A 14,152-nucleotide genomic window follows, 5' to 3' on the forward strand; every position below is an offset into this window, starting at 1 on the left:
TCCGGACCGACGAAACGCAGGGAGTGACGCGATGGCTGGGAGCGCGTGCCTCGGCCGCCTCCTCACCCACGACGATTACGCACGTCAATGTCACCAATCCCTCTGCAAAACATTCGAGAACGGCACCAGAAGCTGCTTTTGGTGCCGCAATCACGGATCGCGCGACAACGATGTCCAACACCTCGTTGCGAAGGCAGCGCTCCCGTGCTGGCTCAGCTAACAGGGTTGGATCGGAGAGGTCTCGGCAGATGACCCACTCTTAGGCAAGCGGCACACTCGCGCGATCTCGATCCTGTTTATTCCTGCCGACCGTTGTGCGCTAACAACACGAGCTTCCGATGGCCTCTCCCGTCCCCTGGGTGCAGTGCCATCGCATATGGTTGCAATGCCCCGGCGGCCTCGAGACGGCCTTACTGGCTCCGCGTCCAGATTTCATGGTCGGTCGATCCTCGACCGACCCGATAGGCGAGCGCGTGCCACTCCATTGCAATCTCCAACCAAGCGGCTTTCAGGGCCGGATCGGTCGCTTGTTCAGAGGCGCTTTCGCACGCCAAGGCCTTGATGCGGTATCTTTCTGACAGACCAATCATCGGATCTACGTTCGACATGCAGCGCGCTGCTCGGCCGCCCTTCTCGCTCAATTCAGCGTCATCGACGCACCGCCGGCCACGCCATATTCGTTGATCTACGGCGAGGCCGTGAACGAGGCGTGCACCCGCACCCAGTTGTTGACCGCATAGCCGATGCCGGCGGCGAGCCCCGATCAACTGTCACATTCGCCAAAATCACATCGATCCCCTGCATAACCTTCGAGAACATCGCCAGAGGTTGCTCCGAAAAGAGCAACCAGCAATTGCACCACGAACAACTTCCCGAGAACGCATCACGCCGAAAGCGCGCCGCCTCCGTCTCGGCTAGCAGAATGCGATCGGGCGGGTCTCGGCAGGGAGCGCACTGTTATGCAATCCGCACATTGTGGCCGCATTCTTTGAAATCTTCCGAAGTAACAGTTGTCGATTTGCAACGAAGTGTGTCTCATCAGCTCATCGCTTCCTTCAACTGCGACGCCGGATCGGCCATGGAATCCAGCTCAACACGACAGATCTCGCTCGAGTGCAGTCCCGACCACGGCCCCGACAGCCATCGCGAGTGGCAGAGGAAGATCGAGGAGATCACCGGCGGCATCCGGATCAATTTCGCCGATCTCAAGCCGTTGAGCGAGGGACCGGCCCGGATCCAGATGGGCGCCGTGACGATCGGCGGACTCAACATCAACAGGTGGTCATTGTCCCCGCTGCTGCTCGATCGCACACAGAAGCATCTGGCCAAGGCCCAGGACGTGTTTTCGATTCCGATCCCACGCTCGGGACGGCTGCTGCTGACCCAGCGTCGGCAGGAGGACGACTGTGCCAGGGAGGAGACGCGCTTCCTCAGGCTGAGCGAGCGACTCCGCTTTCACGCGCCGGAAGGCCTCGAGCTGACGGGCTTCACCATCCCCGCCGCGATGTTGTTGAAACGGCTTCCCGCGGCCGACGATCTGATTCTCCGGCGCATCAGCATGCGTGATCCGGCATTTGGTCTGCTGGCCGACTATCTCGGCTTCGCCGAAAAGGAGGCCGCACGAGCAAATCCGACATTGAAGCAACTGATGGCCGATCAGCTCATCGAGCTGACCGTTCATCTGCTGGCGCCCAGCAACGATACGATGGAGGTCGTTCGCAATGGTGCGCTCAAGGATCTGCGCCGGGAAAAGGTGCTGAGGCAGATCAGAGAGCATTTCGCCAATCCGGATTTCTCGCTGTCGTCGGCCGCCGAGGCATCGGGCCTGTCGCGCAGCTACATCCAGAAGCTATTCGACGAGGCCGGCACCAGCTTTTCCGAGACGCTGCGGAAGATGCGCGTCGAGAAGGCGGTCGAGCTGTTGAGATCTCCGGCGCACTCGGCGCTGAGCGTCGCCGAGATCGCGATGGATACCGGCTTTGTCGACCTGTCCACGTTCAACCGCACGTTTCGCCGCTTCTACGGCGAGACGCCGACCGCGATGCGCCTGGCGACGGACGACGTCGCCGGAGCGGAGCCGGCGCCACCCGTGAGCGCAACGGCGGCGCACACACGCGCCGATCGATGAGAGCACGATGCGATCAGGCCGGTCTGGCTCCGCCCGATCCGCAGCGAAGATCTACGGCGATTAGTTGATCAGAACTCGACGGCGAAGCCGGCGCTGCCGACATGCTCGCTGCCGCCGCCGTTCGAGTAGCGGCCAAAGACCACGGTCGGGACGCTGAGATTCAGCCGGTGCGAGATGCCGATTCCGGCCCCGGTCTGACCGCGATAAAAGCCGGTGTTGACGGCGACCGTAGTCTTGCCGGGTGCCGACGGCATCACGACCGGCGGGGCGGACACCGCTGCGGCAATGCCGCGGCGCGCCTCGGTCTGGTTGACGTTGATCTGGTTCTGCAGTCCGCCGAGTTGGGTTTGAAAGCCGGCCGCGATGCCGTTCAGCTGCGAGACATTGACGGCGTCGGTCTGCGAGATGCCGGCGGCAACGTTGGTCAGCCGCCTTTCATTGCCGGCAGCGCCGAATGACACGGTGTTCGGCGCCGTGGCCACCGACTTCTGCCCGATGGCGACGGAGTTGGCGGCAACCGCGTTGGCGCCTTTGCCGAGCGCGACGTTGCCGGCGGCGCCGACCTGCGCGCCGGCCCCATAGACCGCAGCATTGGCGAAGTTGTTGTCCGTGGCATTGGGACCGATCACGACGGAGTTCGGCGCCGAGACGGCATTGGTCCCGATGGCAATGGCGTTGTCGCCGTTCGCCTGCGCAGTGTTGCCGAACGCAAGGCTGTTTGCGCCGTTGGCCTTGCTGGAGCCGACCGCCACGCTGTTATCCCCGCCCGCGAAGCTGCCGCTGCCATAGGCCGCACCGAATGCGCCATTCGCCGTGCTGAAAGCGCCGGTCGCCGTACTGAATCTGCCACTTGCCTGGCTGGAGGTCCCGGTTGAGGTGCTGTGGTCGCCGGCCGCGTTGCTGAACGAGCCGGTCGCGGTGCTCAGATCGCCCGTCGCCATGCTGGCATTGCCCAGCGCGACACCATACGTTCCGGTCGCGACGCTGTTGACGCCCGTCGCCACGCTGCTGAGGCCAGCCGCCTTGCTGTTGAAGCCGAGCGCGATCGCACCGATCGCAGTGGCCTGCGCCGTCGCACCGAGCACGGTCGCGTTCATCGCTATGGCCCGGCTGGCCTGACCGACGGCGGTCGTGCCGTCGCCCTGGGCAACGCTGTTTTGGCCGAACGCGCTCGCGGTCGCACCGACTGCCTGGCTGGACTGGCCCATCGCCGTGGCGCTTGCGCCGTTGGCGTTGGCCGACGACCCTGTCGCGGTGGCCTGATCGCCGCCGGCAAAGGCGGCGTTGCCCGAGGCGGTCGCCGCCAGGCCGGTGGCGATGGCGGCAATGCCTATCGCGGTGGTGAAGGCTCCATTGGCGCTGCTACCATAACCGTATGCCGCCGCGCCGGCACCGGTCGCAGTGCTGTTCCCGCCGGTCGCCGTAGCGGCTATCCCAGCCGCAACAGCCCCCGCGCCGCTCGCATAGGCGCCGATGCCGCCGACCGCCGTGCCGCCGTTCAGGGATTGTTGGGCGTTGGCATCGCCTGCGCCTGCCGCCATGCAGATCAAAAGGACCGTCGAAGCGAGCCAGGCGCCTCGGCTCAGCGTTCCGGTGCCAGGGCTCAAGACTGGATCACGACCAATCGTCACATCCCTCGATTTCACGTGAACACCTGCCCCCTCGAAAACGACATCAGGATCTCCGCTAGCAGAGGAGGATCCTGAGGGTCTCGGCAAAGGGCCCACTGTTTTGCAGACCGCACAACGGCAGCGCATCACCGCGCTCATCCGGTCGAGGAGTTGTATGTCTGCAACATTGGGTGGTTTCTGGCGGCCCCAGGCTTCCATCGCGGAGGAACTGATTCCTCGCACCAGTCCTTACGTGGCCACCGGAACAGCGGCTCTTTACCGTGTCGCAAAAAGACACAGGGACTTCCAGATATCGGGACTTTCGCGCTGCGCTGTGCAGAAACCGCTCACCAGAGCAGCAGGAACGCCGGTCGTTTGACATTCCCGTCCGGCCGCGAAGCTGATACGTTGCGACCGGCCTTGGTCGCGGCTGATGCGAACAGCATTCCGTTCAGGTCCCTGAAGCACGAACCGTCTGTAAAACCGGCTTGTCACCTTTCCAGGGCAGGCCGTCGCCCTATTTGCCTTGAACGTCCGAGAGGTCCCCATGCTGGACAAGAGCCCCCGCCCCGCCGTCACCGTTCCGAATGATCTTGCCGCGCATTGGATGCCGTTCACCGCGAACCGCGCCTTCAAGAAGAACCCGCGCCTGCTCGCCGGTGCCAAGGACATGCACTACATCACCGTCGATGGCCGCAAGATCATCGACGCCGCCGCCGGCATGTGGTGCTGCAACGCCGGCCACGGCCGCAGCCAGATCGCCGAGGCGATCGGCCAGCAGGCCGCCGCGCTCGACTACGCGCCGCCGTTCCAGTTCGGCATTCCCCAGGCGTTCGAGCTCGCCAACCGCATCGCCGATCTTGCGCCCGCCGGCCTCGACCACGTGTTCTTCTGCAACTCCGGCTCGGAGGCGGCCGACACCGCGCTGAAGATGGCGCTGGCCTACCACCAGATCAACGGCCAGGGCAGCCGCACCCGCCTGATCGGCCGCGTCCGCGGCTATCATGGCGTCGGCTTCGGCGGCACCTCGGTCGGCGGCATCGTCAACAACCGCAAGCTGTTCGGCACCCTGCTGACCGGCGTCGACCACATCCCGGCGACCTATGACCGCGAGAAGCAGGCCTTCACCAAGGGCGAGCCGGAATACGGCGCGCACTTCGCCGATGAGCTGGAGAACCTCGTCAACCTGCACGGCGCCAACACCATTGCCGCCGTCATCGTCGAGCCGATGGCCGGCTCGACCGGCGTGATCCCCGCGCCGAAGGGCTATCTCAAGCGGCTGCGCGAGATCACCCAGAAGCACGGCATCCTGCTGATCTTCGACGAGGTCATCACCGGCTTCGGCCGCCTCGGCTACGCCTTCGCCGCCGAGCGCTACGGCGTGACGCCTGACCTTCTCACCTTCGCCAAGGGCGTCACCAATGGCGCGGCACCGATGGGCGGCGTGCTGGTGCGCGACACCATCCACGACGCCTTCATGAGCGGCCCCGAGCACATGGTGGAGTTTACCCATGGCTACACCTACTCGGCGCATCCGATCGCCTGCGCCGCCGGCCTCGCCACGCTCGACATCTACCGCGACGACAAGCTGTTCGAGCACGCCCGCGCCATCGAGCCGAAATTCGCCGACGCCGTGATGTCGCTCAAGGGCCTGCCCAACGTGCTCGACATCCGCACCGTGGGTCTCACCGCCGGCATCGACCTCGCGCCGCTACCCGACGCGGCTGGCAAGCGCGGCTACTCCGCGATGGAGACCGCCTTCCACAACAACGACCTGATGCTGCGCATCGCCGGTGACACGATGGCGCTGACCCCGCCGCTGATCATCAGCGAGGATCAGGTCGGCGAGATCATCGAGAAGGTCGGCAAGGTCATCAAGGCCGTGGCGTAAGCCATTCGGCGACCAATCGGCCATGATCGGCCAGGAGCAGAATTGGCGGCCCGCGTGGCCGCCATTTTTGTTTCTACGATCCCCAAGAACGGTCATTGCGGCTTTCCACATGTCGCATGCCGGCCGACAATAGCCTCGCGCGTGCGCAGGGAACCTTCGCAAATCCTCCACGTTCATGTCGCGAGCCGGCGGTTCGCGCGCGGCGATGGATCATCGGAGGACGCGCATGCTTGCACCGCCAGGAGAGCTGCTGCGATTGGGGCTCGAGCAGAGACTCAACCGCGTCAGGCGCGCCACCCAGGCCTACATGCGCGATCGCGCCCGGCAGGCGACGGGCACGGTGACGTCCTACGCCGTCGCCGCCGGGCTGTTCGCGACCGCGGGCATCTTCCTGATCGCCGCCTGCATCGTCGGATTGACCGCGCTGTTCCGCTGGGTGGAAATGACCTACGGCCTGTTCACCGCATTCGCTGTGGTCGGCGGCATCCTGGTCGCGCTGGCGGTGATCTGCGCGATCATCGCATCGGTGAAGCTGCGCAGTCCGACGCCGCACTATCCTTCACTCTCCAGCCGGCTGCGCGTGGCGATCGCAGCGCCCGTGGCCCGGGAACCCGACGCGGACGAGATCGATCCCGACACCATCCCCCTGGCACCGTCATCGACCTCCACGAATCACGGGAGCGGAGCTGCGGGTGCACTCGGCCGGGTCAACGTGCCCGTTGGTGTCGCCGTTGCGGCACTGCTGCTCGGTGTGGCGGCCTTGCGCCGGCGTCACCGCAGCGCGTAAGCCTGCCCCGACAGCGACAGGCGCGGTTCGACGGACATCGAAGAATCACCGGCTCGGTTGAGTTGATCAGCAACACCCGTTGATCAGCTCATGGGCATCGCGCGCATGTCTCAATGTGTCTGGAATCCGCAGAATGCTTTCCCCGGTGTTCTACGGGTCGGCGACACTACGATGACACTCCGCTTTCCCCGGTGAACTTGCGTAAATGACACGCAGACGGGAAATCATCGGCCTCTCCTGGTATTTGAATCCCGCCGACTATCCTCGCGAATCAACAGAAGTGCTAAGGTTGCATTCGGTTGGGAGCGTCGCGCAGCATGATCCGTATCTCCACGATTTTCATTGCCATTTGTATGGTTCTGGTCGCAGCCTCGCTCGGCCTGATCCTGTATTCGGTGGCCGGCATCAGTGGCTCGGAATCCGCGATCGTCGCGCTCGCCGCACTGACGTTCCTGATTCTCTACAATGCCGTGTCGATGCGGCTGCGCGACCGCACCGATATCGGCAGCCAGATCGCCGATCTGTCGCGCGGCACCGCCGACCTCGCGCGCCAGGTCGCCGAGTTCGGCCGACGCCTGTCGGCGGTCGAGGGACGCATCGTGTCGTCAAGTTCGGTCAGCGCCGATCGCCTGCAGGGCGTGATCGGCGAGATCAACGAGCTCGGCGGACTGATGAAGCAGCTCGCCGTCACCGTGGCCCAGCATGAAGACCTGATCGCGGCGATCCCGCCGGCACCACCGCCGGGAGCTGCTGCCGGCATGGTTCGCGAGGCCGATCATCCGCTCCCGGCGGCCGCTTCCTCCAGCGGCGCGCGCGAGATGACCGCGCTGCCGCCGAGCGACATCGAGCAGAGGATGCCCGAGACTCCCGGGACGTTCAGCGCGACATCGGCTGCCGCCCCCCTGCCGCCCAAACCGCAGGTCCCGGCGGTCACTGCCGTACCAGCAGCCTCCAGGATCACGACGCCAGCTCCGTCGGCGCCGGTTGCCCCCGCCGTGCCGCGCAGCCAGCCGCAGATCCTCGCCGCGGTCAAAGGCGCGATCGAGGACAACCGCCTCGACATCTACCTGCAGCCGCTGGTGACGCTGCCGCAGCGCAAGGTGCGCTTCTACGAGGCGGTGACGAGGCTTCGCGACGAGCGCGACCAGGTGGTCGCGGCCGAGGACTTCATCGGCATCGCGGAAGCCGCCGGCCTGGTCGGGCGCATCGACCACATGGTTCTGCTTCGCTGCGTCCAGGTGCTGCGCCGCCTGATGGTTCGCAACAAGGACGTCGGCATCTTCTGCAACATCTCCGCGGCGACCCTCAGCAGCCCCGCCAACTTTTCACAATGCCTCGATTTCCTCGAAGCGAATCGCGCCCTGGCGCCGTCCTTCGTGCTCGAATTCAAGCAGTCGACCCTGCGCAGCCTCGGCCCGACCGGGGCCGAGCATCTCGCGGCCCTGGCCCAGCGCGGCTACCGCTTCTCGATCGACCATGTCACCGACCTCCGGTTCGAGCCGCGCGAGCTTGCCGATCGCGGTGTCCGCTTCATCAAGGTCCCGGCCGCGCTGCTGCTCGACCCCAAGCAGAGCTCGGCCTCCGACATTCACCCGACCGATCTCTCCGATCTGCTGGGCCGTTTCGGCATCGACCTGATCGCCGAGCGGATCGAAGGCGAGAACAGCGTCGTCGACCTGCTCGACTACGACGTCCGCTTCGGCCAGGGCTTCCTGTTCGCGCCGCCCCGCCCATTGCGACCCGAGGGCGCATCTGCTACCGGCGAGGCCGCCGCCGGCCCATCAGGCGGGCAGGATATCAAGATTCAGGACCCCAATGCCGCCGGCACCACCTCTCTGGACGCGTCACACACCAATGCTTCGACGCGCAGCGGCAATGCCGCCCTCGCCCGCCGTGCCGCCGGGACCCTCTGAAATCAGCCGGCTGCCATGACCGTTCTCCGCTTCGAAGAGCGGCTGCGCGATCTGGTCGGCCGCAAGCAGGTGCTGCTGAGCGACATTTGGGGCGTGGTCCATAACGGGCTGGAGTCCTTCCCCGACGCCTGCGACGCGCTGCACCACTTTCGCCGCCAGGGCGGTACGGTGATCCTGATCACCAACGCGCCCCGGCCGGCCGATTCGGTCCAGCGCCAGTTGCGCAAGCTCGGCGTCGCCGACGAGGTCTACAGCGCCATCGTCTCCTCCGGCGACCTGACCCGCCACTACGTGGCCGATCATCCCGGCGGCAAGGTGTTCTGGCTCGGCCCCGAGCGCGACAATTCCATTCATCGCGGTCTCGACCTGGCGCTGTCGCCGCTCGAAGAAGCGTCCTACATCATCTGCACCGGCCTCTACGACGACGAGACCGAGACCGCCGAGGACTACCGGCCGATGCTGCTGCGCGCGCGCGAGCGCAAGCTGCCGCTGATATGCGCCAATCCGGACATCGTGGTCGAGCGCGGTGACCGGCTGATCTACTGCGCCGGCGCCATCGCCGAGCTCTACCGCGAGCTCGGCGGCGAGGTGATCTTCTACGGCAAGCCGCACCGGCCGATCTACGAGCGCGCCATGATGCTCGCCGAGCAGCACGCCGGCCGGAAGGTCGCGCGCGAGGAGGTGCTGGCGATCGGCGATTCCGTCCGCACCGATCTCGCCGGCGCGCACGGCTTCGGCATCGACTGCCTGTTCGTCACCCGCGGCATCCATTCCGAGGAGTTCGCCGGCGTCGAGCAGCTCGACCCGGCCTCGGTCAAGGAGCTGTTCGGCCCCCCGCCGCGCGCCCTGATGCGCGAATTGAAGTGGTGAGCGGATCCTGAAACGAAAAACGCCCGGCCGGGTGCCGGGCGTCTTTCGCATGGGATGTGGATCAGGCCGGCCTCAGGCCGTCGCCATGTCCGGGAATACCGCGTCGATCTTGGTCTTCAGGGTCGCGGCGTTGAACGGCTTGACGATGTAGTTGTTCACGCCGGCCTTCTTGGCCGCGATCACGTTCTCGGTCTTGGATTCCGCCGTGATCATGATGAACGGCGTGGTCGCCAGGTTCGGATCGGCGCGGACCTCGCGGAGCAGGTCGTAGCCGGTCATCGGCTCCATGTTCCAGTCGGAGATCACGAGGCCGTATTTCTTGGCGCGCATCTTGTTGAGGGCCATCGAGCCGTCGCTGGCATCGTCGATGTCCTCGAACCCGATCTGCTTGAGAAGATTCCTGATGATACGGATCATGGTGCTGTAATCGTCGACGACGAGCACCGGCATCGTCAAATCAACCGCCATCTTGACTCCCCCAGACGCGAACACAACGCGCAGACTGTTACAAAAACGCTCTTGCGGCACGGGTCGTAACCGGCCCCGCCATCCGCTCTGAGCAGTAGCATCAGCCGTTAAACAGCGCGTTAACTGCGCTGCGGCTGCATGTCGCTATTGCTGCGCTGCATGAGCGGAGGAACCCCTTCGGCTTGACTTCGCGGGGCCGGCCGCCCACCGTCAGGGCAATCCCCGCCCGCCGGCGGCCCACCGAAATCTGCGAGATATTTCCGTCACATGCCCGATTTCAAGGTCATCCGCGATTCCACCCCGCCGTCGGACATCCTCAAGGGCGCGGTGGTGGCGATGGGCAATTTCGACGGCGTCCATCTCGGTCACCGGGCCGTGATCGAGGCGGCCATCGAGATGGGCAAGGCGAAGGGGCGCCCGGCGCTGGCACTGACCTTCGAGCCGCATCCGCGGCGCTTCTTCAGCCCCAACACCCCGCAGTTCCGCCTGACCGACGAGGCCGCCAAGCTGCGGCTGCTGGCCGGAACCGGGCTTGCCGGCGCCGTGGTCATGACCTTCGACAAGGGCCGCGCCCAGACCTCGGCGCAGGACTTCATTCACCATGACCTGATCGGGCGGCTCGGCGTCGCCGGGATCGCGGTCGGCTACGACTTTCATTTCGGCAAGGGCCGCGTCGGCTCGCCCAGCCTGCTCGCCAACGAGGCGCCCAAGCTCGGCATCGAGGTCGACATCCAGGCTCATGTCGACATCGACGAGCGGCCGGTGTCCTCCACCGCGATCCGCGAAGCGCTGGCGGAGGGTCAGGTCAGCGAGGCGACCGCGATGCTCGGCGGCCCCTGGTTCGTGAGCTCCGAGGTCATCCACGGCGAGAAGCGCGGCCGCGACCTCGGCTACCCCACCGCCAACATGCGGCTCGATCGCGATTGCGGGCTGCGCCACGGCATCTATGCCGTCCGGGTCGGCCGCGGCCGCGGCGCGAACCGGGTGCTGATCGACGGCGTCGCCAATTTCGGCCGCCGGCCGACCTTCGACAACGGCGCGCCGCTGCTCGAGACCTTCCTGTTCGACTTCCATAGCAGCCTCTATGGCGAGGTGCTGGATGTCGCCTTCATCGGCTTCATCCGCGAGGAGGCCAAATTCAGCTCGATCGAGGCCCTGGTCCGGCAGATGGACGACGACAGCGCCCGGGCCCGCGCCTTGCTGGCGGCGCATCCCGGCCTTTTCCCCCGGCTCGGCGAGATCGGCTGACCGCCTCCCCGCGAACTGCGCTTTGCGATTTCGCAGCCCCCCTGCTATGACGGAGCCCCATGTTGATACGGCGCATCATCGGCATTAGCGGCCCGGCTTCCGCCTGAGCTTCGAGCTCGGCGCAAGACCGGGATGTCTCTGCTCGTTCCGCCGCCCGCGATCGAAATCGCGTCTCAGCGCCCTCTTAAAGCTCAGCCAGCCAGATCACGATGTCCGAAAAGCCGCAAAAGCCCGACGCCCAAAAATCCGACGCCAAGGACTATTCCAAGACCCTTTATCTGCCGCAGACGGAATTCCCGATGCGCGCCGGCCTGCCGCAGCGCGAGCCGGAGATCCTGAAATATTGGGGTGACATCGACCTCTACGGCAAGCTGCGCGAGACCGCCAGGAACAGGCCGAAATTCGTCCTGCACGACGGCCCGCCCTATGCCAACGGCAACATCCACATCGGGCACGCGCTGAACAAGATCCTCAAGGACGTCGTGACCAAGAGCCAGCAGATGCTCGGCCACGACTCCAACTACGTGCCCGGCTGGGACTGCCACGGCCTGCCGATCGAGTGGAAGATCGAGGAGGAGAACTACCGCAAGAAGGGCAAGACCAAGCCCGACTTCCGCGACTCCGCCGCCATGGTTGCATTCCGCCGGGAGTGCCGCGCCTACGCCGATCACTGGCTCAACGTGCAGCGCGAGGAGTTCAAGCGTCTCGGCGTGATCGGCGACTGGGATCATCCCTACGCCACCATGACCTATCCGGCGGAGGCGCAGATCGCCCGCGAGCTGATGAAGTTCGCCGCCAACGGCACGCTGTATCGCGGCTCCAAGCCCGTGATGTGGAGCGTGGTCGAGAAGACCGCGCTCGCCGAGGCCGAGGTCGAGTACGAGGACTATCAGTCCGATACGGTGTGGGTGAAGTTTCCGGTGACCTCGCCGGCGCATGGCGCGCTCGCCGGCGCCGCGGTGGTGATCTGGACCACCACACCCTGGACCCTGCCCGGCAACCGCGCCATCTCGTTCTCGCCGAAGATCGCCTATGGCCTCTACGAGGTCACCGACGCGCCGGCTGACAACTGGGCCAAGACCGGCGACAAGCTGATCCTGGCCGATGCGCTGGCCGACGGCGTGTTCAAGCAGGCGCGCGTCACGAGCTACAACAGGCTGCGCGACGTCCCCGGCGACACGCTCGACGCCGTCGAATGCGCCCATCCGCTGAAGGGCCTCGCCGGCGGCTACGGCTTCACCGTGCCGCTCCTGCCCGGCGACCACGTCACCGACGACACCGGCACCGGCTTCGTGCACACCGCGCCCGGCCATGGCCGCGAGGATTTTGACGTCTGGATGGCGCATGGGCGCGAGCTCGACGGCAGGGGCATTGCGACCACCATCCCCTACACCGTCGACGAGAACGGCGCGCTGACCGACCATGCGCCGGGCTTCACGGGAAAACGCGTCATCAACGACAAGGGCGAGAAGGGCGACGCCAACGAGGCCGTCATCAAGGCGCTGACCGAGGCCGGCATGCTGCTCGCGCGAGGCCGGCTGAAGCATCAGTACCCGCATTCCTGGCGCTCCAAGAAGCCGGTGATCTTCCGCAACACGCCGCAATGGTTCATCGCGATGGACAAGGACATCGCGGACCATGGCCACGCGAAATCCGGCGACACGCTGCGCGCCCGCGCGCTGCGCGCGATCTCGGTCACGCAATGGGTGCCGGCCGCCGGCCAGAACCGCATCAACGGCATGATCGCCAACCGCCCGGACTGGGTGATCTCGCGCCAGCGCGCCTGGGGCGTGCCGATCGCGGTGTTCGTGCGCGAGACCGGCGACGGATCCGCCGAGATCCTGCAGGACGAGACCGTCAACACCCGCATCACGGACGCCTTCGCCAAGGAGGGCGCCGACGCCTGGTACGCCGACGGCGCGCGCGAGCGCTTCCTCGGCTCACGCGCCAACGAGGACTGGAAGAAGGTCGACGACATCTGCGACGTCTGGTTCGACTCCGGCTCGACCCACGCCTTCGTGCTCGAAGACCCCGTGCACTTCCCCGGCCTCGCCGGCATCAAGCGCAAAGTCGATGGCGGCCGGGACACGGTGATGTACCTGGAAGGCTCCGACCAGCATCGCGGCTGGTTCCACTCGTCGCTCCTGGAAAGCTGCGGCACGCGTGGCCGCGCGCCGTATGACGTGGTGCTGACGCACGGCTTCACGCTCGACGAGAACGGCCGCAAGATGTCGAAGTCGCTCGGCAACACCGTCGAGCCGCAGAAGGTGATCAAGGACTCCGGCGCCGACATCCTGCGCCTCTGGGTCTGCGCGACAGACTACGCCGACGACCAGCGCATCGGCCCGGAGATCCTCAAGAACACCATCGAGACCTACCGCAAGCTGCGCAACAGCATCCGCTGGATGCTCGGCACCCTGCACCACTACAAGCGCGGCGATGCGGTCGCGTTCGCGGATATGCCGGAGCTGGAGCGGCTGATGCTGCATCAGCTCTCGCAGCAGGCCGAGACCATCACCCGCGCCTATGCCGCGTTCGACTACAAGACCGTGATCGCGAGCCTGGCAGCGTTCATGAACACCGAGCTGTCGGCGTTCTATTTCGACATCCGCAAGGACACGCTGTATTGCGATCCGCCGTCGTCGGTGGCGCGCAAGGCGGCGCTGACGGCGATCGACCTGATCTGCGACGCCATCCTGAAATGGCTGGCGCCGGTGCTGTCCTTCACCACCGACGAGGCATGGCGGATGTATCGCCCCGACGCCGAGCCGTCGGTGCATCTGACCCTGTTCCCGGATGCGATGGACCAGTACCGCGACGATGCGCTCGCGGCGAAGTGGGAGACCATCCGCAACGTCAGGCGCGTCGTCACCGGCGCGCTGGAGCTCGCCCGCGCCGCCAAGACCATCGGCTCCTCGCTCGAGGCCTCGCCGATCATCTACGTCGCCGACCGCGCGCTGCTCGGCACCTTGTTCGATACGGATCTGGCCGAGGTCTGCATCACCTCGAACTACGAGGTCCGCGAGGGCGACGCGCCGGCCGATGCGTTCCGGCTCGACGCGGTGCCGGGCGTGGCGGTGGTCGTCGAGAAGGCCGTCGGCAGGAAGTGCGCCCGCTCCTGGAAGATTCTGGAGAGCGTCGGCGACGACAAGGACTATCCCGACGTGTCCCCGCGCGACGCGCAGGCGCTGCGCGAATGGAAGGCGCTGGGGGTGGGCGTGTGACGCGCGATCGCGC

General features: G+C 65.9%; 9 protein-coding genes. 7 read left to right on the forward strand and 2 right to left on the reverse strand.

Features of this window, described 5'->3' with window-relative positions; genetic code table 11:
* Positions 1-709 precede the first annotated feature (709 nt).
* Positions 710-2,128 carry an AraC family transcriptional regulator gene (locus ACQR1X_RS23380; protein ID WP_434899659.1) on the forward strand — a complete coding sequence of 473 codons (1,419 nt, stop codon included), beginning with the start codon at positions 710-712 and terminating at the stop codon, positions 2,126-2,128.
* A 68-nt stretch (positions 2,129-2,196) separates the two neighbouring features.
* On the opposite strand, the gene ACQR1X_RS23385 is transcribed toward ACQR1X_RS23380, so the two are convergent.
* Positions 2,197-3,957, reverse strand: coding sequence for a YadA family autotransporter adhesin (locus ACQR1X_RS23385; RefSeq protein WP_434899660.1), 1,761 nt, complete (start codon positions 3,955-3,957; stop codon positions 2,197-2,199).
* A gap of 328 nt (positions 3,958-4,285) precedes the next feature.
* Between ACQR1X_RS23385 and ACQR1X_RS23390 the strand changes: the two genes are divergently transcribed.
* From ACQR1X_RS23390 to ACQR1X_RS23405, 4 genes are all read left to right on the forward strand, one after another.
* The gene (locus tag ACQR1X_RS23390; RefSeq protein WP_434899661.1) at positions 4,286-5,629 is read left to right on the forward strand and encodes an aspartate aminotransferase family protein; all 1,344 of its coding nucleotides are present in this window, start codon (positions 4,286-4,288) and stop codon (positions 5,627-5,629) included.
* 226 nt (positions 5,630-5,855) lie between these two features.
* Complete coding sequence (locus tag ACQR1X_RS23395; protein WP_434899662.1) at positions 5,856-6,416, forward strand: phage holin family protein; 561 nt, start codon at positions 5,856-5,858, stop codon at positions 6,414-6,416.
* 317 nt (positions 6,417-6,733) lie between these two features.
* Complete coding sequence (locus tag ACQR1X_RS23400; RefSeq protein WP_434886229.1) at positions 6,734-8,329, forward strand: EAL domain-containing protein; 1,596 nt, start codon at positions 6,734-6,736, stop codon at positions 8,327-8,329.
* 15 nt (positions 8,330-8,344) lie between these two features.
* A complete protein-coding gene (locus tag ACQR1X_RS23405; RefSeq protein ID WP_434899663.1) occupies positions 8,345-9,199 on the forward strand; it encodes a TIGR01459 family HAD-type hydrolase in 855 nt (284 codons plus the stop codon).
* A gap of 72 nt (positions 9,200-9,271) precedes the next feature.
* Here ACQR1X_RS23405 and ACQR1X_RS23410 read toward each other — a convergent pair whose 3' ends face one another.
* The gene (locus tag ACQR1X_RS23410) at positions 9,272-9,667 is read right to left on the reverse strand and encodes a response regulator (RefSeq protein WP_006613531.1); all 396 of its coding nucleotides are present in this window, start codon (positions 9,665-9,667) and stop codon (positions 9,272-9,274) included.
* A 267-nt stretch (positions 9,668-9,934) separates the two neighbouring features.
* Between ACQR1X_RS23410 and ACQR1X_RS23415 the strand changes: the two genes are divergently transcribed.
* On the forward strand, positions 9,935-10,915 hold the full coding sequence (locus tag ACQR1X_RS23415; protein WP_434899664.1) for a bifunctional riboflavin kinase/FAD synthetase: 981 nt from the start codon (positions 9,935-9,937) through the stop codon (positions 10,913-10,915).
* Positions 10,916-11,124: 209 nt separating this feature from the next.
* Positions 11,125-14,139, forward strand: coding sequence for an isoleucine--tRNA ligase (gene ileS / locus ACQR1X_RS23420; RefSeq protein ID WP_434899665.1), 3,015 nt, complete (start codon positions 11,125-11,127; stop codon positions 14,137-14,139).
* The last annotated feature ends 13 nt before the right edge of the window (positions 14,140-14,152 follow it).

The sequence above is a fragment of the Bradyrhizobium sp. HKCCYLRH3073 genome, from assembly GCF_051167995.1.
GTDB lineage: Bacteria > Pseudomonadota > Alphaproteobacteria > Rhizobiales > Xanthobacteraceae > Bradyrhizobium.